The sequence below is a fragment of the Rahnella perminowiae genome, assembly GCF_019049695.1.
Classification (GTDB): Bacteria; Pseudomonadota; Gammaproteobacteria; order Enterobacterales; family Enterobacteriaceae; genus Rahnella; species Rahnella perminowiae.
In genome coordinates this window covers 1-25224 of the sequence record NZ_JAFMOT010000161.1, presented here as the reverse complement: position 1 = coordinate 25224, position 25224 = coordinate 1, and the positions used below count along the sequence as shown (strand labels likewise).

The 25224-nt window shown below is 51.3% G+C and carries 24 protein-coding genes and 1 pseudogene; 13 read left to right on the top strand and 12 right to left on the bottom strand.

Going from position 1 to position 25224, the window contains the following annotated elements:
• From J1781_RS05955 to J1781_RS05945, 3 genes are read left to right on the top strand one after another with little or no spacing between them, the layout of a single operon-like run.
• Positions 1-828, top strand: coding sequence for a glycerophosphodiester phosphodiesterase GpdQ (locus J1781_RS05955; RefSeq protein WP_129952991.1), 828 nt, complete (start codon positions 1-3; stop codon positions 826-828).
• Positions 828-1934: an ABC transporter ATP-binding protein gene (locus J1781_RS05950; protein ID WP_205951587.1), complete on the top strand. Its 1107-nt coding sequence runs from the start codon at positions 828-830 to the stop codon at positions 1932-1934. Before J1781_RS05955 ends, J1781_RS05950 begins: the two co-directional genes overlap by 1 nt.
• On the top strand, positions 1927-3234 hold the full coding sequence (locus tag J1781_RS05945) for an ABC transporter substrate-binding protein (protein ID WP_217233326.1): 1308 nt from the start codon (positions 1927-1929) through the stop codon (positions 3232-3234). The genes J1781_RS05950 and J1781_RS05945 overlap by 8 nt, the downstream gene beginning before the upstream one ends.
• Before the next feature lie 41 nt (positions 3235-3275).
• Here the strand turns inward: J1781_RS05945 and J1781_RS05940 are convergent, their stop codons facing one another.
• Positions 3276-3884 (bottom strand): HD domain-containing protein, encoded by a 609-nt coding sequence (locus J1781_RS05940; RefSeq protein ID WP_129952988.1) that lies wholly within the window; start codon positions 3882-3884, stop codon positions 3276-3278.
• 371 nt (positions 3885-4255) lie between these two features.
• Here J1781_RS05940 and trhA point away from each other — a divergent pair, with 371 nt between their 5' ends.
• Positions 4256-4906 carry a PAQR family membrane homeostasis protein TrhA gene (trhA, locus tag J1781_RS05935; RefSeq protein WP_129952987.1) on the top strand — a complete coding sequence of 217 codons (651 nt, stop codon included), beginning with the start codon at positions 4256-4258 and terminating at the stop codon, positions 4904-4906.
• A gap of 71 nt (positions 4907-4977) precedes the next feature.
• On the opposite strand, the gene J1781_RS05930 is transcribed toward trhA, so the two are convergent.
• Positions 4978-6267 carry a lysine N(6)-hydroxylase/L-ornithine N(5)-oxygenase family protein gene (locus J1781_RS05930; RefSeq protein WP_217220061.1) on the bottom strand — a complete coding sequence of 430 codons (1290 nt, stop codon included), beginning with the start codon at positions 6265-6267 and terminating at the stop codon, positions 4978-4980.
• 155 nt (positions 6268-6422) lie between these two features.
• Here J1781_RS05930 and J1781_RS05925 point away from each other — a divergent pair, with 155 nt between their 5' ends.
• On the top strand, positions 6423-7304 hold the full coding sequence (locus J1781_RS05925; RefSeq protein ID WP_217233325.1) for a PhzF family protein: 882 nt from the start codon (positions 6423-6425) through the stop codon (positions 7302-7304).
• Here J1781_RS05925 and J1781_RS05920 read toward each other — a convergent pair whose 3' ends face one another.
• Entirely contained in the window at positions 7305-8174 is an 870-nt protein-coding gene (locus J1781_RS05920) for a LysR family transcriptional regulator (RefSeq protein ID WP_129952984.1), read from the bottom strand.
• Between the two features lie 195 nt (positions 8175-8369).
• Here J1781_RS05920 and J1781_RS05915 point away from each other — a divergent pair, with 195 nt between their 5' ends.
• The 3 genes from J1781_RS05915 to J1781_RS05905 are packed head-to-tail and all read left to right on the top strand — an operon-like array spanning position 8370 to position 12097.
• Complete coding sequence (locus tag J1781_RS05915; RefSeq protein ID WP_217233324.1) at positions 8370-9572, top strand: M20 family metallopeptidase; 1203 nt, start codon at positions 8370-8372, stop codon at positions 9570-9572.
• 42 nt (positions 9573-9614) lie between these two features.
• Entirely contained in the window at positions 9615-10409 is a 795-nt protein-coding gene (locus J1781_RS05910) for a transporter substrate-binding domain-containing protein (RefSeq protein ID WP_217220059.1), read from the top strand.
• Positions 10410-10411: 2 nt separating this feature from the next.
• The gene (locus J1781_RS05905) at positions 10412-12097 is read left to right on the top strand and encodes a M28 family peptidase (protein ID WP_217233323.1); all 1686 of its coding nucleotides are present in this window, start codon (positions 10412-10414) and stop codon (positions 12095-12097) included.
• Here the strand turns inward: J1781_RS05905 and J1781_RS05900 are convergent.
• Positions 12081-12635 carry a helix-turn-helix domain-containing protein gene (locus J1781_RS05900; protein ID WP_129952980.1) on the bottom strand — a complete coding sequence of 185 codons (555 nt, stop codon included), beginning with the start codon at positions 12633-12635 and terminating at the stop codon, positions 12081-12083. The two genes, J1781_RS05905 and J1781_RS05900, sit on opposite strands and share 17 nt — an antisense overlap.
• 85 nt (positions 12636-12720) lie before the next feature.
• On the opposite strand from J1781_RS05900, the gene J1781_RS05895 reads away from it, so the two are divergent.
• From J1781_RS05895 to J1781_RS05885, 3 genes are all read left to right on the top strand, one after another.
• Entirely contained in the window at positions 12721-13242 is a 522-nt protein-coding gene (locus J1781_RS05895; protein WP_129952979.1) for a GNAT family N-acetyltransferase, read from the top strand.
• Between the two features lie 96 nt (positions 13243-13338).
• Positions 13339-14436 (top strand): bifunctional DNA-binding transcriptional regulator/O6-methylguanine-DNA methyltransferase Ada, encoded by a 1098-nt coding sequence (gene ada / locus J1781_RS05890; RefSeq protein WP_217233322.1) that lies wholly within the window; start codon positions 13339-13341, stop codon positions 14434-14436.
• A 52-nt stretch (positions 14437-14488) separates the two neighbouring features.
• A complete protein-coding gene (locus J1781_RS05885; protein ID WP_129991431.1) occupies positions 14489-15022 on the top strand; it encodes a GNAT family N-acetyltransferase in 534 nt (177 codons plus the stop codon).
• Between the two features lie 52 nt (positions 15023-15074).
• Here the strand turns inward: J1781_RS05885 and J1781_RS05880 are convergent, their stop codons facing one another.
• From J1781_RS05880 to gatZ, 7 genes are all read right to left on the bottom strand, one after another.
• The gene (locus J1781_RS05880) at positions 15075-15779 is read right to left on the bottom strand and encodes a GNAT family N-acetyltransferase (RefSeq protein WP_217233321.1); all 705 of its coding nucleotides are present in this window, start codon (positions 15777-15779) and stop codon (positions 15075-15077) included.
• A 121-nt stretch (positions 15780-15900) separates the two neighbouring features.
• Positions 15901-16755 carry a tagatose bisphosphate family class II aldolase gene (locus J1781_RS05875; protein WP_217139395.1) on the bottom strand — a complete coding sequence of 285 codons (855 nt, stop codon included), beginning with the start codon at positions 16753-16755 and terminating at the stop codon, positions 15901-15903.
• A 1-nt stretch (position 16756) separates the two neighbouring features.
• Positions 16757-17809 carry a galactitol-1-phosphate 5-dehydrogenase gene (gene gatD, locus J1781_RS05870; protein WP_217220052.1) on the bottom strand — a complete coding sequence of 351 codons (1053 nt, stop codon included), beginning with the start codon at positions 17807-17809 and terminating at the stop codon, positions 16757-16759.
• A gap of 43 nt (positions 17810-17852) precedes the next feature.
• Positions 17853-19220, bottom strand: a complete 1368-nt coding sequence (locus J1781_RS05865; RefSeq protein ID WP_129952973.1) for a galactitol-specific PTS transporter subunit IIC — start codon at positions 19218-19220, stop codon at positions 17853-17855.
• 3 nt (positions 19221-19223) lie between these two features.
• Positions 19224-19508, bottom strand: coding sequence for a PTS galactitol transporter subunit IIB (gene gatB / locus J1781_RS05860; protein ID WP_129991434.1), 285 nt, complete (start codon positions 19506-19508; stop codon positions 19224-19226).
• Positions 19509-19583: 75 nt separating this feature from the next.
• Positions 19584-20066, bottom strand: a complete 483-nt coding sequence (gene gatA, locus J1781_RS05855; RefSeq protein ID WP_217233320.1) for a PTS galactitol transporter subunit IIA — start codon at positions 20064-20066, stop codon at positions 19584-19586.
• Entirely contained in the window at positions 20059-21354 is a 1296-nt protein-coding gene (gene gatZ, locus J1781_RS05850) for a tagatose-bisphosphate aldolase subunit GatZ (protein ID WP_217139393.1), read from the bottom strand. Before gatZ ends, gatA begins: the two co-directional genes overlap by 8 nt.
• A gap of 279 nt (positions 21355-21633) precedes the next feature.
• On the opposite strand from gatZ, the gene J1781_RS05845 reads away from it, so the two are divergent.
• Positions 21634-22416, top strand: coding sequence for a DeoR/GlpR family DNA-binding transcription regulator (locus J1781_RS05845; protein ID WP_129952969.1), 783 nt, complete (start codon positions 21634-21636; stop codon positions 22414-22416).
• Positions 22417-22815: 399 nt separating this feature from the next.
• Here the strand turns inward: J1781_RS05845 and J1781_RS05840 are convergent, their stop codons facing one another.
• Positions 22816-23514, bottom strand: coding sequence for a hypothetical protein (locus J1781_RS05840; protein WP_238483477.1), 699 nt, complete (start codon positions 23512-23514; stop codon positions 22816-22818).
• A gap of 580 nt (positions 23515-24094) precedes the next feature.
• Here J1781_RS05840 and J1781_RS05835 point away from each other — a divergent pair.
• A pseudogene (locus J1781_RS05835) lies at positions 24095-25224 on the top strand (zinc chelation protein SecC); the annotation flags it as partial.

Sequence of the window (25224 nt, the reverse complement as noted above, 5' to 3'; positions counted from 1 at the left end):
ATGTTTTTAGCTCAGATTTCTGACATGCACTTTCGCAGCGATGGCCGCAAACTGTATGACTTTATCGATGTGAACGGCTGCAATGCCGAAGTGGTCAGCCAGCTGAATGCGCTGGAAGAACAACCGGATGCGGTAGTGATCACCGGTGATATTGTTAACTGCGGTCTGCCGCAGGAATACGAGGTGGCGCGCCGCACGCTGGGCAATCTGCGTTATCCGCTGTACATCATTCCCGGCAACCACGACGACAAAGCACAGTTTCTGGAAGCGTTGCATTCGCTGTGTCCGCAGCTCGGCACCGATCCGCAAAACATGCATTACGCCATTGATGATTTCCCGATGCGTCTGCTGTTTATCGATTCGAGCCTGGCCGGAGAATCGAAGGGGTTCCTGACGCTGGAAACGCTGGCGTGGCTGGAAGGTCAGCTGGAGCAGGGGGGCGATAAGCCGACGGCGGTGTTTATGCACCACCCGCCGGTGAAAGTCGGCTCGGCACAGATGGACGCCATTTCGTGTGAAAACGGTGACCAGCTGCTGGCGCTGATTGATCGCTTTCCGTCGCTGGTTCGCGTGTTCTGCGGCCACACGCACCGTCTGATTTTTACGCAGTACAAACAGACGATCATCACCACCATTCCCGGCACGGTACATCAGGTGCCGTATTATCATCATAATCCGGCACCGTTTTATAACCTCGAGCCGGCGGCCTGCGTGATGCATCGTCTGGTGGATCACACCGGGCTGGTCAGTTATCTGCATCCGTTGTCACAATATCCCGGCCCCTATCTTTATGATGCGCAAATCAGTTGCCCGGTGGACTTTCAATGATGTCTGGCATTCGTCTGGAAAATATTACCAAACAGTTTGAAGGCAGCACGGCAGTGAATCAGCTGTCGCTGGAAATCACCGACGGTGAATTTCTGGTGCTGGTCGGGCCATCGGGTTGCGGCAAAAGTACCTTGCTGCGCCTGCTGGCCGGTCTGGAAGAGGTCAGCGACGGGCGCATTATACTCGACGGTAAGGATATCGCCGGGCTGTCGCCGCGCGAGCGCAATTTCTCGATGATCTTCCAGAACTACGCGCTGTTCCCGCACATGACCGTTGAACAAAACATCACGTTCGGCATGCGGATGCGCAATGAGCCGAAACATCTGCATCAGGCACGGGTAGATCGCGTCGCCGGATTATTACAGCTCGGGCCCTTGCTCAAACGCAAACCCGGCAAGTTATCCGGCGGTCAGCGGCAGCGGGTGGCGATGGCGCGCGCTATTGTGCGCGATCCTAAGTTGTTTCTGATGGATGAGCCGCTGTCGAATCTTGATGCACGCCTGCGCACGGAAGTGCGCGACGGTATCATGCAACTGCATAAGCAACTGAAAACCAGCACTGTTTACGTCACCCATGATCAGATGGAAGCCATGACCATGGCGGACAGGATCGCCGTGCTGGATAAAGGCCACCTGCAACAAATTGGCGCACCGGAAAGGTTGTATGCGCATCCGGCCAACCTGTTTGTCGCCGGGTTTATCGGCACACCGTCGATGAATCTGTTTTTACTGCCGTGTGCTGATGGCATGCTGACGGTCGAAAATCAGCCGGTTCATCTGCCGCAAACTGAGCATGCGCAGACACTCAATGAGGTGTATCTGGGCATCAGACCCGAACACATCAGCGACCAGCCTGCGGAAGGTGAAAGCCTGCAATTGCAGGCGACACTGACCTACCGCGAGTTGCTCGGCGCGGAGTATTTATGTCACGCCGACACGGCGATCGGGAAAATCCGCTACGTCCGTAAAAATCTGTTGCGGGAAAACAGCGGGAATATTCCACAACCCGGCGACCGCATCACATTGCATTTTTCTTTGCACGATCTTCATCTTTTTTCAGGCCAAAACCAGCAAAACCTGCACCGGGAGAATCACCATTATGCGTAACGTTCATGTGCTGGCGCTCGCCATCGGCTTGATTGCCGCGGGCACCGCCTCCGCCAAAGAAAATATCGATTTCATGTTCCCGGCGCCGGTTGACGGCAAACTGACCCTGGAAATGACCCGCGTTATCAAAGAGTTCAACCAGTCACAAAATGATATCGAAGTGCGCGGGATTTTTACCGGTAACTACGACACCACCAAAGTCAAAGCCGAAGCGGCGGCTAAATCAGGCCAGCCACCGGCGCTGGTGATTATGTCTGCTAACTTCACGGCGGATCTGGCGATTAAAAATGAAATTTTGCCGATGGATGAGCTGTTCAAATTCGGCGATCAGAAAGCCACGCCATTTCTGACGCAAAATTTCTGGCCTGCCCTGCGTCAGAACGCACAGGTTAACGGCGTGACCTATGCCATCCCGTTCCATAACTCGACGCCTATTCTTTATTACAACAAAGACATGTTCGCCAAAGCGGGCATTACCGCACCGCCGAAAGACTGGGATGAATTGCTGGCAGATTCGAAAAAGCTGACGGACTCGGCGAAAGGCCAGTGGGGCATCATGCTGCCGTCAACCAATGATGATTACGGCGGCTGGATTTTATCGGCACTGACCCGCGCCAACGGCGGCCAGTACTACAATGCCGATTATCCAGGCGAAGTCTATTACGACAAACCGTCCACACTGGGGGCACTGCGCTTCTGGCAGAATCTGGTATATCGCGACAAAGTGATGCCGCCGGGGGTGCTGAACTCGAAACAAATCAGCGCGGCATTTTTCTCCGGTAAACTCGGCATGGCGATGCTCAGTACCGGCGCGCTGGGCTTTATGCGTGAAAACACCAAAGATTTCGAGCTGGGCGTAGCCATGATGCCTGCCCAGGTGCGTAACGGTGTCACCATCGGCGGGGCGAGTCTGGTAAGTTTTAAAGGCATTTCCGACGACCAGAAAAAAGCCGCCTACACTTTCCTGCAATATCTGGTCAGCCCGAAAGTTAACGGTGCCTGGAGCCGCTTTACCGGCTATTTTTCACCGCGTATGGCGTCCTATGACACACCGGAAATGAAAGATTACCTGGCAAAGGATCCGCGTGCAGCGATTGCGCTGGAGCAGCTGAAATACGCCTATCCGTGGTATGCGACGTATGAAACCGTAGCCGTACGTCAGGCGATGGAAAATCAGCTGGCGGCACTGGTCAATAATGAGAAAGTCACGCCGGAAGCGGCGGCGGCACAGGCACAGAAAGACGCCGATACCCTCCTGAAACCTTACGTGGATTCCACGACACTGAATGTTCCTAAGTAGTTGATCTTGCGCCTTCCCCTCTCACGAGGGGAAGGGTTTTATTATTTCAGCCAGCCCTGTTGATGAGCATTATCCAGATGACTGCGGATATGCAGCCACAGTTCAGGATGGATATCGGCGATAAAGGCATTGCGGGCTAACACCTGCTCCAGACGGATATTATTTTCCACCCAGCTCTGACCCTGATTATTCAGGTTCATGACCATCGGCATCACACGGTCGATCACCAGCGCAAAGCGTGCTTCCGGCGTTTCACCCGCTTCGTATTCATCCCACAAATCCAGGAACTGACGGTCGAGCGGCGCGGGCAAAAGGCCGAACAGGCGTTTCGCTGCGATGATTTCCTGATCCTGAACTGCCGCGCGGGCAGCGAGATCGTAAACCAGCACGTCACCGGCATCAATTTCCACGATGTCATGGATCAACGCCATGCGGATGACTTTATTAATATCAATACCTGCCGGCGCAAAAGGTGCCAGAGACATCGCTGCCACGGCGAAATGCCAGCTATGTTCCGCGGAATTTTCCTGACGCTCAGTGCCTAAAACTTTTGTGCGACGTTGCACGCTTTTCAGCTTGTCGATTTCCATCAGGAACTGAAAAACTTCAGTCATGGCACCGAAATCCAGCGGGGAAGTTGCTACAGACATAGTCAAACCTTAGTCATATTGACAGCATTGTTAATGGCGTTATCAGAGATTTCCGGTACACCTTAGTCCCTTGATGACAAAAAATCATGTTTTTGGGTGCGGTCAGCATCGTTCTTTTCTGAATGCCATGAGGAGAAATTATAAGCAAAGTGAATGAATTGAAGGGATTCCAGACGGTGTCACTCTGAAATGATGATCCTGATAAGGGACTGTAACATCGGGAAATACTCGTTTTAAGCTTACAGGTGTACACTGGAATAATTCTCAGCTACTCTGTCTGCGGTATGATTTATAATCAGCCGTTATAAGCAACCGGATTTGAAGCGCTTTTATATTCTTTTAACGTATTTTGCCTGGAGGGTTCTCAACGTATGGGTAAGTTGTCTCCATCACCACAGGGATATCCGTGGGCTGAAGAGATTGCCAACAGCCTCAGTCACGGCGTGGGTCTGATTTTCGGGATTGTCGGATTGGTGCTGTTGCTGGTTCAGGCAGTAGGCGATAACGCCAGCGCCATGGCGATCACCAGCTACAGTTTGTACGGCGGCAGCATGATTCTGCTGTATCTGGCCTCCACGCTGTATCATGCTATACCGCATCAGAAAGCCAAATACTGGCTGAAAAAACTTGATCACTGCGCGATTTATTTACTGATCGCCGGTACCTACACGCCGTTTCTGCTGGTCGGGCTCAATTCTCCTCTGGCGAAAGGATTAATGGCGGTGATCTGGGGGCTGGCGCTGTTCGGCGTGATTTTTAAACTGGCGTTTGCGCACCGTTTTGAGGTGCTTTCCCTGGTCACGTATCTGACAATGGGCTGGCTGTCACTGATTGTGATTTATCAGCTGGCGACCAAACTTTCCCCTGGCGGTGTGATATTGCTGGCGCTGGGTGGCTTGATATACACGCTGGGCGTTATTTTTTACGCTTCAAAACGTTATCGGTTCGGTCACGCCATCTGGCACGGATTCGTGCTTGGCGGCAGTGCCTGCCACTTTTTAGCCATCTATTTTTACGTCTGACGTGTTTTCAGTCACGAAGGCGCTTTAAGAAAAGGAAACGCGGAGCCCGATGCTCCGCTTTTTTGTGCTCGCTATTTATGGGGCGTATCTGACCACCACTGGACCAGCGAGGGCACCGGCCGCAGATCGTAATGTGCCTCGCCCAGCAAATGATTAAGGATTTTTGCCGAGCGCCACGCGGTCAGCGTCAGTTGCCCTTCGGCACTGCCGTGGCTGTGGATCCCGGCATTCACTGCGTAAATGCGGTTCTGCTCCGGACCATCCCAGCGCAGATTGAAATTCGGCTGCAGCGGCAAATGTTGCTCGCGGTCATAAGGAATACGTGCCAGCAGCGGTTCAAGATAATCCGGTAAACCGGGGCGGTACCCGGTCGCCAGGATCACGATATCGGCACTGAAATGTTCCTCGCATTTTTCCAGCCCGTGCTTTGCCTGCAAACTGAAATCGCCAGTCGCATTACGCACGATATGATCCAATGCGCGGTGGGGCAACAAACGCACGTTACGCGGCTGATGCAGCACGTCGAAACGGTGGTAAAGCTGCTTATAGATGTCTTCCAGCGTGTGATAACTGATGCCGTCAGAAGGCAGTTTTTGCGTTTCTATTTCCTGCTCGCGCACCTCTTCCGGCAGCGTATAAAAGTAGTTCACATACTCCGGGGTAAAATATTCATTGGTGAAAATTGATTCATCCAGTGGCTGAAAATTAGGGCGCCGGGATATCCAGCTCAGTTCGGTGAATTCGCCCCAGTGGCCGCTCAGTGCGTTAAGAACGATGTCGGCACCGCTCTGTCCACCGCCGACTACTACCACCCGTTTACCGGTGAAATCAGGCTCACGCAGTTCTATTTCTGCAGCATGAAAACAGTTATCCCCCAGTGCTGCCCGTGCCGGTTTAGGGATCCACGGTGCATGACCGGTGCCGAGGCAAATATTGCGCGCGCGGTGCTTGCCTTTTTCACTCTGCACGATAAATTCCTGCCGCTTATCGTCGAAATCAATCCGCTCAACCGGTTCGGAAAAATGCAAACCCGTAATGCGGTCGCACGCCCAGCGCAGATAATCGGAAAACTCATCGCGGCTGATGATCAGCTGTTCCGTGGCCAGAAAACGGTAAATTTTCTTCTGCTCAACCAGATAATTAATAAACGAGAATTCGCTGCGCGGCGCAACGGTAGTGACCAGATCCTGCAGGACGTAGGTCTGCATGGTCGCCGTGGGTAATAACATACCGGGATGCCAGCTGAATTCCGGGTTAGCGTCGAAGAAAGCAGCGTTGAGTTTTTCCGTGTCTTTTGCCATGGCGGCGAGACTGAGATTAAAGGGACCGATACCAATACCAACCAAATCCTTCACGGGCATCTTTCTATTCCTTATGTTTTTAGGATACTTTGGAAACAATGTTATTAAGCATAGGTCAGCCGACAGCGACTGGCCTTTTTCCCGATAGCTTATTGAAATATTGCTCTATGCATTCACTTTGCCTTTTCTTACTCAACGATTAAAAAGGATTTGCTATGACCCGCTTGCGTCGTTTTAAACAAGTTGATGTGTTCACCGCTGAGCCGCTCAAAGGCAATGCACTGGCCGTAATACTCGATTCGGAAGGGCTGACGGATGCCGAAATGTTTGCCATGGCCCGCTGGACCAATCTTGCGGAAACGGCGTTTGTGATCAAACCGACATTACCCGAAGCGGATTACCGCGTGCGGATTTTCACTACTGACAAAGAGCTGCCGTTCGCCGGACATCCGACGCTGGGTACGGCATATGCGCTGTTGCAAAGCGGGCTGAAGCCTAAAAATTCTGGTTATCTGGTGCAGGAATGCGGTGTCGGGTTGGTGCAGGTAAAACAGCTGGCAGAAGGCGGTCAGGCATTTTCCGCTCCGCCTGCACAACTGAAACCGCTGGAGACTGAACATCATGCGTTGCTGGGAACCGCGCTGCGCGGCGGCAACATTCAGGCTGACGTCATGCCGGTATCGGTCGATATGGGCATCATCTGGCTGGTCGTGCGAATGGAAAGTGCGCAGGACTGTCTGAATATCACGGCCGATGCCGCCGCGGTCAGTCAGCTGCAAACACAGCTGGGGATTAACGGTATCGCAGTCTATGGTTTACACGATAAAAACGGCCCGGCGGATTATGAAGTGCGGGCGATTATCGACGAAAACGGTGTGCTGAAAGAAGATCCGGTCACCGGCAGCGCCAATGCCTGTCTGGCGCGGGTGCTGAAAGCGGCGAATTTCCCGGATGGTGCGCATATGGCACAAACCTACCGCGTGCGTCAGGGAACGAAGCTCCAGCGCGATGGCCGCGTGACTGTCACCTTTGTGGATGGCGAACCGTGGATCGGCGGCGATAGCTGTACGCTGATCGACGGCACGTTAGATCTCTGATCAGCGGGGCATCAGCCCGTGTTGCGCCGTTTGTAACAGATGTATAAACGCCTGCATGTACGGTGTGGCATGCAGGTTATGGCGGTGCAGCAACCAGGTGCGGTTTTTTACCGTCGCGCCGTCCACTGTGATCGGGCGGCGGTAAAAATGCTCCGGCAGCGGTAAATAAGGAGCGACAATCGCGTAACCCAGTCCGTGTTCCACCATCGCCATGCACACTTCCAGTTTGTCGACTTCCATTGTGACAGTCGGTGCATGCGAAAAGTTGGCATTCCACCAGCGTTCAATCAGTTGCGTCACGTGCGCACCGTGGTGAATTTTTATCTGCGGCATGTGCGGCAACAGGGCGAAATCAAAATCCTGACTGTTGACCAGCACGTAATCATCTTCTTCAATCAGATGCTTGCTTTCCTTCCAGTTAAAATCGTCCTTCACCAGCGCGATATCAATTTCCCCGCGCAACAGCTTCTGAATGATCTCCTCGCTAAAACCGCTCATCAGATTCACACGGATCCCCGGATGTGTCTGCCGGAACTGGCTGAGCAATGGCGGAAGACGGTACGCCGCGTAGTTGCTCGACACGCCCAGTGAAATCTCTCCCTGCTGCTCCTGATCCAGACTGTGCAGATTGAGTTTCAGTTGCTGTAAATCATTGAGCACGGTGACGGCGTGTTGCGCGAGATATTCGCCCTGTGCGCTGAAGGTCAGTCCTTTTTGTCCTTCTTCAAACAGACGGATCGCCAGCTTGCGTTCAATCTGGCGTAAACGGTAACTGAGCGCGGGTTGTGAGGTATAAAGCTGTTCCGCCGCACGGGTGATATTTTTATGCTGATATACCGCCCGCAATATCAGCCAGTCTTTCTCGTTCATCGTTTTTTCGCCACCCGTAAAATCCTTCCTCCATAAAATATTTTTTGCGTAAAAAGCGCAACAGATAAAAAGGCTCAATTTGACCGGACACAGTAAAAGCCCTATTTCTGTTGGTGTAGCGGCGCGTCATCGTCGCACCAAGTTGCATTCACCCGAAAATAATTTTTGGTCTTGCACCATCGCAGGGAATAAAACATGTCTGGTTGCACTACATCGGTTCATCACGCCAAAGAACAGAAAGCTGAGATTATCGCAGCTGTGGATTCTCTCGCAGCACAGGCCAGTGCGCTGGCGCTGAGCATTCATGCCAACCCTGAACTCAGCTTTGAGGAAGCCGAATCGGCAGCGGCACTGATTGCGCCACTGCGGGCGGCAGGATTTGAGATTGAGGTTCAGTCGGGCGGCTTGCCGACGGCATTCCGCGCGACGTTTGACAGCGGCAAGCCGGGCCCTGTGATCGCGTTGCTGGCGGAATACGATGCGCTGAAGGAACTGGGGCACGCCTGCGGACATAACCTGATTGGCACGGCGTCCGTGACGGCCGCGCTGGCGCTGAAACAACAATCGCATCTGCTGACCGGCAAGCTGGAAGTGATCGGTACACCGGCAGAGGAAGAGGGCGGCGGGAAAATTATTCTCAGCGAGAAAGGCATTTTCGACCATGTCGACGCGGTGATGATGTTCCATCCGCGCGATAAAACCATGGTGGTACGCGGCGGGCTGGCATGTGTGGATGCGGTATTTAAATTCTATGGCAAAGCGGCGCATGCGGCATCAGCTCCCCAGAACGGGATCAGCGCGCTCGATGCGGTGATCCACACCTTCAACGGCATTAATGCCCTGCGTCAGTTGTTCACCGACGATGTGCGCGTACACGGCATTATTTCCGATGGTGGCAGTGCGACCAATATTGTTCCGGCTTATGCGGAAGCGAAATTCCTGATGCGCGCTGAAACGGTCAGGGGTCTCAGTACCGTCAAACAAAAAGTGTTTGATGCGGCGCGGGGTGCGGCGCTGATGGCCGGTGCGCGGCTGGAAATTGAAGAAGGGCTGACCTACGCCGAGCGCAATAACAACCTGACGCTGGCGGAACACTTTAAACAAAATCTGGACATCCTCGGCGTAGAAGTGGTTCCGCCGCCGCTCAGTGGCGGGATCGGTTCTTCTGATATCGGCAACGTCAGCCAGGTAACGGCGGCGATCCACCCGTATATCCGTATTGGTGATGTGCTGCCACATACACCGGAATTTGCCGAAGCTGCCGGTTCCGAAGCCGGTCTGCAGGCTATGTTGCAGGCGGCAAAAGCGCTGGCGATGACGACAGTTGATCTGTGTCAGGACGGCGCAAAACTTCAGGCCGTACGGGAAGAGTTTTTAAACTGGAAGTCCCGTTTTTAAGTTCACAATCAAAATAATAACCTTGGGTATGAGGACAGGATAATGATGAAAAAAATACAAGTGGCTGCCCTTATGGCAATGATCTTGGGCAGCGCACTGGCGCATGCCGAAGGCGAAACGCTGCGTGTCGGCGCTGATTTAAGTTATCCGCCGTTCCAGTTCCGTGATGCTGCGGGGACGCCGACCGGCTTTGAAATTGATGTCACCAACGCCATCTGCAAAGAGATGAAAGTCAAATGTGACTATGTGGTCAGCAGCTTTGACGCGGAAATCCCTTCGCTGATTGCCAAAAAAGTGGATTTCATTTCGCCGCAGGGGGCGACCGAAAAACGCCGCAAAGTGATCGACTTCAGCGATTTTGTGTATCACATCCCGACCAAACTGGTGGTGCAAAAAGGCAGCCCGCTGTTGCCGACGCCGGAATCGTTGCAGGGTAAGCGTATCGCGGTTCAGCAGGGTTCGATTCAGGAAATGTATGCCAATACTTTCTGGCAGCCGAAAGGAGTGGATGTGGTGGCGTATGCCGATCAGGACACCATTTATCAGGATCTGGTGGCCGGACGCCTGGACGGTGCGCTCAGCCCGGCGGTGGCGGTGACTTTTGGCTTCCTCAACAAACCGGAAGGCAGGAATTTTACCCTGACCGGCCCGGAAGTGCGTGACGATAAACTGTTCAGCATCGGTTCGTCGTACGGCCTGCGTAAAGGCGATGATCACATCAAAAAACTGCTCAATGATGGCCTGGCAAAAATCATGGCTGACGGTACCTGGGAAAAGATTAAGACCCATTACTTCGGTCCGCTGGACATATCGGTTCATCAGGAAAAGGTTAAATAATCATGGGATTGCGCCAGCCGGTTCGTGAATTTTTATTACCCCTGATGGATGGGCTGTTGCGTGAATTTTCCACGTTGCACCGGCTTTCCGGCTGCGATGATGCGGAGCGGGCGGCGCAGCACATGGTGTCTGTGTTGCAGGAGCAAGGTCTGGATGCGCGGCTGTTGCATTGCCCGCTGTATCTCAGCGATCCGCTGGCCGGAAGGTTGCGTCTGCCTGAGTTTCCGCAATGGCAGTGCAATGCCAAAACCCGTTCATTCTCGGCGCATTGCCCGCAGGGCGTGGAGGGGCACGGCTATTACGATGCCGGTGCCTGTAAATCACGTACAGATCATGAATGGCAACGTTGGGCGCAGGAGGTAAAAGGCAAAATCGTGATTGCCGGCCAGGGTTTTGAAGATTATGTACAACGCCTGTGTGCCGCAGGTGCCGCCGGACTTATTCATATTTGGGGCTCGGCTGAAACAGCGTTGCATGAAGAAACTGTCGGACCGGTCTGGGGAACGCCGGAACCGGATGATTTTCTGCGTTATCCGCGCCTGCCGGTGATTTCCGTTAATCACCAGGACGGTCAGCATTTGTTAAAGAAGTTACAGCAACATCCGCTGATGAGGCTGGAAATTGCCACGGAACTGAATTTTCACGTCGCCGGATGCAGCATGCCGGTGGTGGATATTCCCGGCAGTACGCCGGAATTCGTACTCCTCTCCTCACATTACGATTCCTGGCATGAGGGGGTTACGGACAACGCGACCGGTAATGCGCTTTGTCTGGCGATGGCCATCCATTTTCATCAGCAGCCGCAAAGGTTGCTGCGCGGGTTGCGGATTATCTGGTGGCCCGGGCATTCTAACGCCCGCTATGGAGGCTCCACCTGGTATGCCGATAACTACCGCCAGTCACTGAAACAGCATTGCGTGGCGCACATTAACGTCGATTCACCGGGGTGTCAGGATGCGGTGAATATTGTGCTCAATGCCAGCGGTGCGGAATCACAGTCCTTTTTAAATGCGGCGGTGGAAGCCGTGACCGGCGACCCGGCGCAGTGCATTATCCCTCCGGGCAAAGGCGGCGATCAGTCATTCTGGGGCTGTGGTGTGCCGCTGCATTTTGCCTTTCGCGAAATCCCGCTGGAAAAAACCAGTCAGTCGCCAGGCAGTGGCGGTGGCTGGTGGTGGCACACGCAAGATGACACTTACGATAAAGTGGATTTGAATATTCTGTGGCGAGATACACAAATCCACGCGTACTGGCTGGAAGGTCTGCTGACACAGACCGCGCTACCGCTGGATCCGCTGACGTATCTGAACGGTTTACAGCAATCGCTGGCAGAACTGGCCGCCAGCGTTTCACCTGAATTTGATCTCTCCGCCGTGGCTGAAAAATTACAGCAATTACAGCCTGTTTTGAGTGAACTGACCACCAACTGGCAGACGGAGCCACAGATCTGGCAGCCTCAGATGAAGCAGGCGATTGCCGGTTTGCATCGTCTGCGTTACAGCTCCGTAGACGATTTCCATTACGACCTGAGTTATCGCGGCGGTGCCTTCCCCGGTTTTCAGGAACTGGCTGCACGGCGGGAAGATACCTCACCGGAAATGTGGCTGATGATGACGACGCGTTTTCGCCGTCAGCACGACCGTGCGCTGGCGCTGCTGGAAAATGTGGAAGCTATTTGTCGCTCATGACCAGCAGATACCGGCAAGGCTCAGCGCCGGGATTACTGAATGTGATGGGCAAATCCACGCCAAACGTCAGTGCATCACCCGCCGATAAGGCATATTTTTCAGCACCATAATCTATGGTCAGCGTCCCTTCTACCAGCCATAAACGTTGTTTATAGGCCTGATGATTCCAGCCAGGATAACTGATGCGGGCGGCGGCGGGCAGCGTGATTTCAACCAGTTCCGGGCCGCCGTTTTCCTGATGTGCGGTTACCTGACGTCGCAGATAACCGATATCCGGATCCTGCCAGATTTCCTGTTGCGCCAGCGGACGCAAGGGGGCGGGCTGTTCGTTATCTTCTGAAAGTAGCTGCGCCAGCGAAACGCCCAGACTGGCCGCGAGGCGGCCTAACAGACTGGCACTCGGGCTGCTGTCCTGCCGTTCAATTTTCGAAATCATTGCCTTACTGACGCCCGAACTGCCGGAGAGTTGTTCGAGACTTAAACCCTGCGCTTTTCGCAAAGCCTGCAGGCGTGTGGCGATCAATTGGTCGATTGACATAAGGTCAGTTCCGTTGTTTACTTTTGTGGAATTAATTCTACTATAGTGGAATTTACCGCATAACGGAAGCCAACGGGAATGACTGATGAAAATGATTACCTGCACTGAACGCCAGCATGCTGTGGCAATTTTGGATATTTTTAATGAGGCGATCCTGACATCCACGGCGCTTTATGATTATAAACCGCGCCACATCGACAGTATGACAGCCTGGTTTGCGACTAAACTGACCCATAATTTTCCGGTGATCGGACTGCAGGACGAACAGGGTGCGTTGCTGGGTTTTGCCAGTTACGGCACGTTCCGCGCCTGGCCTGCGTATAAATATTCGGTCGAACATTCGATTTATATTCATAAAGATCACCGTGGCAAAGGATTGGGCAAAATCCTGCTGAACGCGCTGGTTGATGTCGCGCGGGAGAGGGGCGTACACACTCTGATTGGTGCCATTGATGCGGCTAACAGTGGCAGCATTGCCCTGCACGAAAAAAATGGATTCAGTCATGCCGGCACGATTAAACAGGCGGCTTTCAAATTTGATCGCTGGCTGGATCTGGCCTTTTATCAGATGATCCTCGAGACGCCCTTAAAACCGGTTGCAGGCTGAATGCTTGGTGCAGAATGAGAAAGCAAGAGCCGGAGGGTACGGGTGTTAACGGCGGCTTATGCTGACCGTTATCCAGTCGGTAATGTGAGGCAGAAAATGTCAGATAAAACAGGCGTTGTTAAAAATAAGACAGGGGAAAACTCCACCCGTGTGCAGAGCCAGGATCCGCGCTGGCAGGCAGTAGTCAGTTGTGATGTAAAGGCTGATGGCAGATTTGTTTATGCAGTCAAAACCACGGGGATTTACTGTGCACCTTCGTGCCCGTCCCGCCAGCCGAATCCGGAAAATATTCTTTATTTTGATGATGCCGAAGCCGCAGAACAGGCAGGATTTCGTCCCTGCAAGCGCTGCCGTCAGGGGCTGATTTCACTGGCGCAGTTTCATGCTCAGCGCGTGGCTCAGGCCTGCCGGTTGCTGGAACAATCAGCCGACATGCTGACGTTGAATCAGTTGGCTGCCGGGGTGGGCATCAGCGCCTATCATTTTCATCGCCTGTTTAAAGCGCAAACCGGCCTGACGCCTAAAAAATACCAACAGGCGCAGCGGGCACGACGCGTACGCGAAAACCTGACACATTCCGCGACGGTCACCGAGGCGATCCATGCGGCGGGCTATCCTTCCGATGGCCGGTTTTATGAAACCTCTGCAGCGACGCTGGGCATGACGCCACAAAATTTCCGATCGGGTGGTCGCGATGTCCGCGTCTGGTTTGCCATCGGCAAATCTTCTCTGGGCGATATACTGGTCGCCGAAAGTCAGCGGGGGATTTGCGCTATTTTGCTGGGGGATGATCCTGAGAAGCTGATTAACGAACTGCAAAACAGTTTTCCACAGGCAGAATTATTGGGTGGCGATCCGGATTTCGAGCGGCGAATTGCCTCGGTCATCGGCTTTGTGGAAGCGCCACATATCGGTCTGGATTTGCCGCTGGATATTCGCGGTACGGCTTTCCAGCAGCGTGTCTGGCAGGCACTGCGTGATATCCCGCCGGGAAGCACCGCCAGTTATGCCGAAATTGCCCATAAAATCGGTTCGCCGAAATCAGTCCGCGCGGTGGCCGGAGCCTGTGCCGCGAACCTGCTGGCAGTTGCAATCCCCTGCCATCGGGTGGTGAAAACCGGCGGCAATATTTCTGGTTATCGCTGGGGCGTGGAACGAAAACGAAGTTTGCTGGCGCGGGAAGAGAAGGGCTGACTATACTGAGCAGACTTAATGATTTCGTGGATTTTTTATAATGAGGGATGCCGTGCCAGCCTGCACTTTACGGATTGCTGAACCCAAAGATATCGACGCGCTTGCCCAATTACATGTTGCCATCTGGCGTGATACTTATCGTGAACTTGCTCCTGCGGAGGCCTTTGCGGCGCTTGATGTCCCGCGCCGTCAGGCTTTCTGGCAGGATAAATTTGCACATCCCGTAGCCGGTCAGGGTATTTTCATTGCAGAAACTGACGGCGTCTTCGCCGGATTTTGTCTGGCGTCGGCTTCCTCAAACCCGGAATTTGGCAACATGGCTGAAATCAAATTCCTGTATGTTTCCCCGCTGTTCAAACGTCAGGGAATCGGCAAGCGGTTAATCGCTGAGGCTGCAAGACATCTGGCCGGTGAGGGTTTCCGGGGCGCAGGGCTTGGTGTGGTGGAAGGTAACGAACCCGCCATCCTCTTTTACCGTGCCCTGGGAGGCAGGGAAGCCGGGCGCTATACCGATGCCGGGCCTCTCTGGCGCTCACCTAATATAATTTATGCGTGGCCTGATATCAGCGTGCTGACTGCACTGTAAATCCCCTTCGCGGCGAAATACTGCCTGCGTCAGTGAATAACGCAGGTGATCTTCACTGACGCAGTGCTTCCAGCCGCTGCTTTTGCTGACCTTCGGCAGTGAAATTCTCTGCACTTAACCAGCGTTCAAACGCGGTTTTTGAGGCTGGCCATTCAGAGTCGAGAACGGAATACCAGCAGGTGTCACGGTTATGCCCTTTATTGACGATGGCCTGACGGAACATCCCTTCATATTGAAACCCGAAACGCTGCGCGGCCAGTTTTGACGGCTCATTCAGGCTGTGGCATTTCCATTCGCAGCGGCGATATTTCAGCGTATCGAACAGATAACGTTGCAGCAGGTAAATCGCTTCAGTGCCAAAACGTGTTCGTTTCATCAGCGGAGACCAGTTCACCCAGCCAATTTCGGCCACGCCATTCACGGCATCAATACGCATCAGGGAAACGCTGCCGACTGCGCGTTGTGTCTGTATATCGACAACTGCGAAAAACAGCGGATCCTCACTTCTGGCCTGTTGGGAAATGAACAGATCGCAATCAGCCTGGGTCGCAGGGCGATCGATGGAGAGATACGTCCAGTCGCGGTTATCATCAATGCTGTGCCAGGCCTTAAACAGATCCTGACTATGGCGTTCAGTATTCAGAGGTTCCAGGCGGCACCAGTGACCATCAAGCTGAACATGAGAAGGTCGTTCGCGGGGTTGCCAGTCGGGAAGGGCATCACCAATGGGTTGGCCAAAGTGGTTAAGGGTGGTCATAGCAGTTTCCATTTTACTATCAATGAACTTCCATAAAATCAGAATGGAATGGTGGCTGCAACCGGCGCTTTAATAAAAATCTGTAAAGCGGGTGTTTGACCCGCTTAGTAATAAAGGCCCGTTATAAGCACCCGGCACTGCCACAGATCCTGATTTTTTCCTCAACCACTTTTTGCATCGCCAGTTTGCCGGGCACGATGTATTTGCGGGGATCATTCGCATCCGGATGTCGTGCAAAATACTCTTTTACCGCACCGGCAAAGGCTATTTTCAGCTCGGTGGCAACATTGACTTTGCAAATGCCCAGTTCAATCGCCTGGCGTATCATGTTTTCAGGAATACCGGACGCACCATGAAGCACCAGCGGAATATCGACCTGCTGGCGGATTTGCCCAAGGCGACTGAAATCCAGCTTCGGTTCCCCCTGATACAGGCCATGCGCAGAGCCAATGGCAACGGCCAGTGAATCAATGCGTGTGGATTCAACAAAATGCTTAGCCACAACGGGATCGGTGAAAATACCGTCACCTTCCTCTACCACCAGATCGTCTTCTTGTCCGCCAAGTCGGCCGAGTTCTGCTTCGACACTGGCATCAAAGGCATGACACAGCCGGACAGTTTCACGCACATGTTGGATGTTTTGTGCCAGCGGAAAATGCGATGCATCGATCATTACGGAGCGGATCCCGGCCCGGACTTTGCTCCCGATATCGGCCTGATCCTCATGGTGGTCCAGATGCAACGCCAGTGGAATGCGATACTTTCGCGCAGCCTCATGGCATATCGAGATCAGGTAATCTGTGCCAGCATAACTCAATGTCCCCGGTGTTCCGGCAAGGATCACCGGGGAACTCATGGCTGCCGCCGTTTCTGCAACAACTTGTACCGTCTCGAGATTATGTACGTTAAAAGCAGGAACGGCATAACACCCGCGCTGAGCCGCGAGCAGCATTTCTCTGTTAGAAATCAGATACATTTTATCGGCCTCCTGTCATATCCAGCAGAATCTTTCCTGTCATCGGCTTGCCAGCCAGCGCGGCGACCTCCCGGATAAACTCTTGCGGACGGGCAACACTGGCGATCAGGGGTTCAAGGCTGAGTTTATTCTCAGTAAAAAGCTGAATGGCCTGCCGCCACTCACTGCCCGGCCATGGAGAGGAATAATTCATCCAGCTGCCGAGTAAAGTCAGCTCTTTGCGCAGGATATGGCCGAAAGTGGCGACGTCTAACGTCAGCTCTTTGTGTAAGGTGCCGACCAGCGCGATTTGCGCTTTGGGGCCGGCAATATTGAGAGACAGAGCCACGGTTTGTGCCGTACCTGCCGTTTCAACAATCAGCTGATTAAAGCGCCTTTCGTGAGTTTGCTGGCGGATGTCATCAGCATTGCACGTTGCGCTGTTATAAACGTGGCTTGCGCCTGTTTCTTCTGCCAGGGCAAGGCGCTGCGGATTGATGTCGATGGCTGTCACCGATTTCGCGCCCAGCGCGCTGGCGGCCTGAATAACTAATTGCCCGATGGTGCCCGCGCCAATCACTATTACCTCTTTACCCTGACAACCTCCTGCCAGTTTCAGTGCATGCAAACCAACGGTGAGCGGTTCCAGAAAAGCACCTTGCAGGAGGGAAAAATTTTCCGGCAATTTGAATAAATTTTTCCGCGAAACCACAATGAATTCAGCATGGCCGCCACTGCGTCGGGAGCCGATGAACTGATAGTGCTTACACTGGGAATACGCTGTTTGACGGCACTCTTCGCACTGAAAACAGGGTAATAAAGGTACGCAGGCCACGGCATCCCCCTCGTGTAAATCGGTGACATCTTCTCCGGTGCTGATGACGTGGCCACTAAATTCGTGGCCCAATGTGATGGGGTAAAAATGTGAGCTGCTGGCGAAAATACGCGGAATATCGGACCCGCACAGCCCGGAGTAGGCAATGCGAACCAGAACTTCATCGGGAGCACTCAGCGTGGGAGCAGGTTGCTCTTCAACAGTTAGTCTGCTGTCAGCATGTACAACGACAGATTTCATAGTCAGGTTCCTTAGGCGGGGAATGCCCCCGCCGGGATGAAAGTTAAGAGTTAGCCAGTGCAGCGGCTGCCCGTTTTTCTGTTTGTGTGAATTGACGGGCGCGACGCCATGTCAGGAATACGCCGATAGCGTAAATAACGCCGATGATAGTCAGCCCTGCGATGTTTTTAAGTGTGCAAAGTTGGATGAGTAAATACGTGATCGGCGAGCCACCCTGATCGAGTGAAGCCACTCTTCCGCCAGCCGTGAGTGCACCTGCATTCGCGGCCAACTGGGTGTGCAAATCAATGGTCTGTGTGGCTATCCACAGCGTGATACTCATGATGATGCAGCCCGAAATCAGCGTGCGGAACAGGTTGCCCTGATGCACGGCAACCGCGATGGCAACGAAGAAACCGATAGTGGCGAGGTCACCAAACGGCAAGACCTGATTTCCGGGAACAAGCACAGCGATAAGAATTGTCAGAGGGATAAAAATCAGGCTGGCGGAAACCACGGCGGTATGACCCAGTAATAACGCCGGATCCAGACCAATCAGGAACTCCTGTCCGCCAAAGCGGGCCTGCAGACGCGTACGGGCATGACGGGCGATAGGCGTTAAACCGTCCATTATCGGTTTGATAACCCGTGGCATCAGAAGCATGACTGCAGCGGTTTTAACGGCCAGCTGCAATATGCCTTTGACGTCGTACCCGGCGAGATAACCAATAATCAGCCCCATCACTAAACCGACGGTGACCGGTTCACCAAACGGACCGAAACGCTTTTGCACGTCATCAGCACTGAAGTGAATTTTGTTCAGCCCCGGGATCTTCTCAATGACGGTATCAACCAGGACTGCGATCGGCCCGAGATAGGCTGAGGAACCATGTGGGATAGCAATGCCTTCCAGATTAAAGAAATCACGCGTGTCCTTTGCAAACCAGTCGCCCAGCTTGTAGATGAATGCGGCATGTAAAATCACCCCCATGATCCCCAGCCAGTAAGAGCCTGTAGCAAGGTGCAACATGGCGCCTGTGAACGTCATGTGCCAGATATTCCAGATGTCCACATTGACGACACGGGTCATACGCGTCAGCAACATCACAATGTTCACACCGATTGCAATCGGAATAGCAACCAGCGCAATTTGTGATGCCCAGGTCATTGGCGACGAGCCTGGCCAGCCAATATCGACGACCTGCAGGTTAATTTCGAAATGCTCTGCCATGGCTTTTGCCGCAGGCCCGATGGAATCGAGCATCAGGCCGATGACCAGACCGATTCCGACAAAACCAATACCAATGTGAATGGCAGATTTAAATGAATCCCCAAGTTTCATCCCTAATATCAGCGAGAAAACGATGATCACCCCAGGCAGCATGACTGTCGGGCCGAGATCGAGGATGTAGCGCATGATGTCGGTAAACATGACTTACTCCTGTAACAGGGTCAGTATTTGCTGGCGCAATGTATCCATGCCCACGCCGGAGATAAACGGCATGCCATGTACAACCGGAATACTGCCAAATGTCCGGTCCACTTTGGCGGTGGTACAAATCAGATGAGCACCGTCCATATAGGTTTCGATTTCTGTTACCCGGCACTGCACCAGATCCACATGTATGCCATGTGCCTCACACAATTCTTTGATTTCCTCCGCTGCCAGCGTAGAGGTGGCAACAGCTCCGCCACAGGCGACTATAATTTTTCGCTTCACGGTAAGGCTCCTTAACAGATTGTTTTAAATGTTATTTTTGTAGGTAAGACATCGGGGTTATTGCTTATGGTATTTTCAGGTACACACAGCGGATCGCTTCTCAGGAGCAGGCAGAAAAATGTGCTGTTCAAAAAGCGCGGCTAATTGTTCTTCCGGAGCTGTCAGTAGACGTTCAAAAAAAACAGGTTCCTGTAACTGGCTGAATAACTGACGCAATAGCTTCAGCTGTTCTGACGGGTGAGTGACAATCAGGGCAATGATGAGTCTGGCGGAAATCGTTCCTTCGTCATCAGCCTGAAAAAATTCCACTGTGGTATCTGGCCTGATCAGATAAATGGCCGGGCTGCGGGCATGAATGGCTTCGCAATGCGGAATGGCGACAGCATGATGTTCAAGCTGGATGCCGGTTGGATATTCAGCCTCGCGATGTATCAGCGCCTGCGGATACGTCGTTTCCACCACGCCCTCCTGCACCATACGTTCACCGATGTGTGCGAGTGCCTCGTGATAATCCGCAAAACTGATACCGGTTTTGACGAAGATTGCGCAGTTATGCATGGCAGACTCCTTCACATACTGTCTGCGACGGCGTGCAACCGAAGTGATACGCGCGAAGAACGTCCTGAATTTTATCGATGATAAGTTCATGCGGATCGCTGGTAAGTGCACCGGTCATCACCCGTTCAAACTGAGCAGGCAGGTATTGGCTCAGCAGACCAAGCGGAATATCTGCTGAACGCAGGTTAGCCATTAAAACGTCCATCGCCCGGTTGATACGGACATGAGGCCAGTAGTAGCGAATACGATCGGATAAGCTGAAATGCAGATCGATAAGTGACAGGCTGAATGTCGGGTTGTAATACTTTTTCCAGTAACCGGGCTCATCCAGCATGACGCCATCAATAACCGTCAGGATCTGGCTGCGGCACTCTGGCGCAATCAATACCTGTTCAATGTTGGCCAGGGAAAAAACGGCTTCCCGCAAAGCAAAAGTCAGTGCAGGACCCACTTTCAGGATAGCGAAGTGATCTTTCACCAGACTGCGGTAAGAATCGCGGGTCTGGTAATCGGTGGAATGGGCTTCATAAACCAGAGGTGTGGCAGCAATATAAGCTGACAGCTCCTGAGCAAGATCGGGCTGATAATGAATCACGCGGCTGTGATCGAATTCAACGCCGGGCTGGACCACGATGGCAATGATCCGATCCAGGGCATCATTCAGCCCGAGTTCGCGAAATGCCTGATGGTGCATTTCCAGAGTCGCTTTTGCATCTCTGGTTTCGGTGATATGAACATGCTGGATCGCCGATGACTCACCGCCTGGGACGGGGACTTCAGTGCCAATGACATAGGTCAGCAATGCTTTCTGCTGTGGCGTTGCCACTTCTTCAGCGACCTGACATAAACGCGCTGCACGCTGAGCTACGACGAAAGGATCCAAAGGAACAGGATCGTCTGCACAGGACATGGACGCATCCAGATGAATTTTGCTGAATCCGGCTTCGACATAGCGCGCAATAAGGTCTTGTGCTTTTGCCATCGCTGTTTCGGCGTTTTCATGCTGCCAGCAGTTTGGCCCCAGATGATCGCCCCCTAAAATCAGACGCGGTAACGGGAATCCAATTCTCTCGGCAATGGCGAGAACGAAATCTCGGAAATCAATGGGTTGCATGCCCGTATAGCCGCCAAACTGATTGACCTGGTTGGACGTTGCCTCGATCAGCACTTTGCGGTCAGTGTGCAAATCTTCCCGTAATGCAGCTTCAATCACCAGCGGATGCGCAGAGCATACTGAGCAGATGCCGATCCTTTCGCCTGTCTTGTGTTTAGCAATAATGTCTTTCATTTTAGGCCTCCGTTTGTTTCCGAAGAGGATCATACCTTTCCGAAAGGCAAACAATAGCGTTTTGCAGATTTCGTGATGATGATCGGAATAATTCGTAAGTTTATTGCATTCGATTGCTTTCGTTTATGAAGGCGTCTCGTGAAACGAAAAGATAAAATCGCCGTGCGCAGCGGCAACCTGTCGGGAGTTGCTGTGATTCACATCGTGCGGAATTTTTACTCCTCATTCAGGTGCCTTTTGTTTACACTGGGAGGTATATGACCTTTCGGATTACCCATAATGAATACTTATGAACGTCGCAATAGAATCATTGATTTAGTGAATGAGAATGGCAGTGTTCTGGTTGCTGAGCTTTCGAGTGCTTTCGAAGTTTCAGAGGTTACGATTCGTTCCGACCTGAGTTTGCTGGAACAAAAAGGTGCGCTCAGTCGTTTTCATGGCGGTGCGGCAAAGCGGACTGCCAGAGAAACGGCAGGTCACGACAAACCGCTGGATGAAATGGTTCTGGAAGAGCGTTACCTTCACGCCAGCGATCCGAAAAAACGCATCGCTCAGACTGCCGCAGGGTTGGTTAAGTCGGGTGACACCGTGATCCTCGACAGCGGCAGCACCACCATGCTGCTGGCTGAAGAGTTGGTGAAAGCGGGTGATATCACTGTCATTACTAATAACTTACCTGCTGCCTTTGTGTTATCCGAAAACCCGGATATCACGCTGGTTGTCTGCGGGGGAACACTGCGTCACAAAACGCGCTCACTGCATGGCAACATTACGGAATATGCATTGCAGGGTATCGTCGCAAACCTCATGTTTGTCGGCGCTGATGGCCTGGATGCGGCAACAGGGATCACCACATTTAATGAAGGCTATAGCATCAGCGGTATCATGGCCGATGCTGCTCAGCGGGTCGTGGTGGTCACAGATTCCACCAAATTTGGACGACGCGGCTATAACCTGGTGCTCCCTATGGAAAAAATCGACACCATCATTACTGACACCGGTATCAGCGATGATGTGCAACGGGCGCTTAAACAAACCTCTACAGAGATTATTGTCGTCTGATTTTTAGCCGCTTCCGCCATCAACCGTGCAGACTTTACGACTGCTGACGAATCAATAAAACAGGCAGATCTGAGGGTTGCGCAGATGTGCGGGGAAAAACATAGGCGTTTCAGTAACAGCTATTCATAAGTGGAAGCTGTATCCAAAAACTGCCGCAGAGAAAGATTCCTGCGACAGCGGGGGAGTGAAGGCGACTGAACGTTGAGAAGCAATAATAAAGCCGCAAATCCTTTCGGGGGGCGGCTTTATTTGCGTTAACGGGCTTATCTGGTGATAACGGGCTTCCGGAAATTAAGATAAATAGTTGGCTTTTTTCAAATAATAAAAAAGCGTAGTGGTGTATGCCTGAACATAAACCGATTCCGAAAATAAGGTGCGTAAACCTGAGACTTTTATTAATTATAATTGTTGGAGTTCCCAGGCTTTACGGATGAGCTGTAGGTCAGGTTTGAAGCGTGACATATGTCGTATACCGATGACAGGAACATCTGATAGTTTGAAACGAGCCATAAAACTGAACGTAGAGTAGTAGCTACTTTGATTTACATATTGAGGTTTACACCCCTTCCCAAAATGATCGCTCATTAACCTTGCTGCTGAATGTGAGTTCATTCCGTTACTATACGCAATAATCAGTTCGGGCTGGCATAAGGGTAACGTAACTTCTTCAAAGAACCGCATTGATTTCTCGATAAGATTATTAAGGCTCCCAATCGGACTGCTGAGCGCTGCTTTTTTAACAGAGTTTGCATCTTTGGAGCACATAAGTAATGCATTGGTATAAACGGTCTCATACCATCGAAACCCAAGTTCTTCCGGAATGTTATATAAACGGTTCGCAAGATGTTTTATCCCCCAGGCTCCCTCCATACCGGCTTTAATATTTGAGAAGTCGGGGGAGTCAAACCCTTGAATTATGGCTTGTTTGTTCGTAAAGCATTCGTCTGCTTGAGAACCGTTGAATCCCATGATGATTAGACGTTTTCTTTCTGGAGGAGCAGATAGCAACTCGAATGAGCAATCGTAAGGGCGACCCTTTAGGTCGCATAAATCAAGTCGTTCAAGCCCTTCCAGGATAAACTTTTTGGTAATTTCCATGGCGTTTGACTTATGTAGTGAGTTTAATCTTAATAGAACCATTAATTTGATGAATAGGAAACTGGTCCAAAAAAATATTTTTGAATAAACTCTTTATGACTTATGACGTTTTTTTGTCTTTATCTATCAGGTTGTTATTGCATTTTTGGTGATTATTGACTGTTTTGTAGATAAGCAGCGGTTATTTTATGTATGCGAAAACAGGCCTTAAAATCAACGCATCAGGCTGTAATGCCGCTTTCGAATAAGGCGGATTTTTCATTAATACGGTGCAAAACCGTTCCACCTGACACCCTTTTCTCTGGCTAGCCTGTCCTTGTGAGCTCTGCATGCATAGGGTGCATGGTTTTGCATGCAATCAGGCGTGCTCAAAATGGCTCTAAGCCCTTGCTACACTGGCTTTCAGTGGTTTTTCTTCATGCATTAAAACCAGTGAGCTAAGTCAGCAGCGGGCAGGCGGGGAGAATTGCGCGCGCGCACTGAAATAGCTAATTGAGTTTTCGAATGGCGTATGATGTAGTGGGCTATAAAAAGACAGATAAAAATTGTCTGATATCATAAATGATAGAGGGATTTTCTCATGATGAAACGGTCTGAAGCTGAAGTTTTTTCCGAATTGGAGTCGTTATGTACCTCATACGGATTTATTCATGTTTTAGCAATTTTGACATGTATAAATAACGTAACTCTGTATGAAGAGGACTTAAACCCTGGGAATATACAGCATCTATATACAAAAGAACGATTAATAAGAACTGAGATTTCGACGATTGCAGGTTTATTATTGAAGTCTGACATACACACTACTTACCCAGGAGAATTTGAGTTATTAAAATTTCTTGATAATGTAAATGATTGTTTAAATAGATTGCACAATGCAATGTTCTCTAAAAATAATGATTCCGGGAATATAGTTATAAAAGAGAGTATTTTCTATTCTGCTGAGTCTGCATATGATTTTCAATACTTGGATATGGCAAGTGAAAAGTATGCTTTGGATGATTCATGGTTTAAGGAAAATATGGGGTTTTCATGCAGTGATTTGATTTCTGTTGGTAGATGCATAAATTCTGTAATAGTTGATCAGGTTACTGATTTCTTGAATAGCGGTTTAGGGTTATATAGCGAAAATTTATTGCAGGCCTATGAGATTTCGATTGAGAAAATATCGAGTAAAACAGGATTGGATGATCGAAAAGTAAAAGAAATAATAAGTTTATTTTCTTCTGTTGAAAATTCTAATAAGAGGTTTATGAACGTTAGTGACTTCAATGAGTTTAATGCCAGACCAATACTTTTCAAGGAGGATAGATATTACTGCTTTATTCCATATTCATTGTCTCAATCAATCTATGAAACACCATTTTTTTGGATGAATGATGATAAGAAATACAGGCCTCAATCTGCAGTGCATCGTGGTCAATTTGTCGAGGATTATGTTTACAATAAGATGGTTGGGATTTTTGGTGCTAAAAATGTATATAAAAATGTTTTTATAATAAATAATCGAAATGAAACTCTTGGTGAGATTGATGTATTAGTCACTTTCTCTGATTCGGCGATAATCTATCAGGCAAAATCTAAGAAATTAACAATTGAGGCTCGAAAAGGAAACAGTAGTGCTATTGAGAAAGATTTTCAAGGTGCAGTACAAGATGCTTATAATCAAGGTCTTTCTTGTGCTCAGCTGATTATCTCAGGTGACGATGT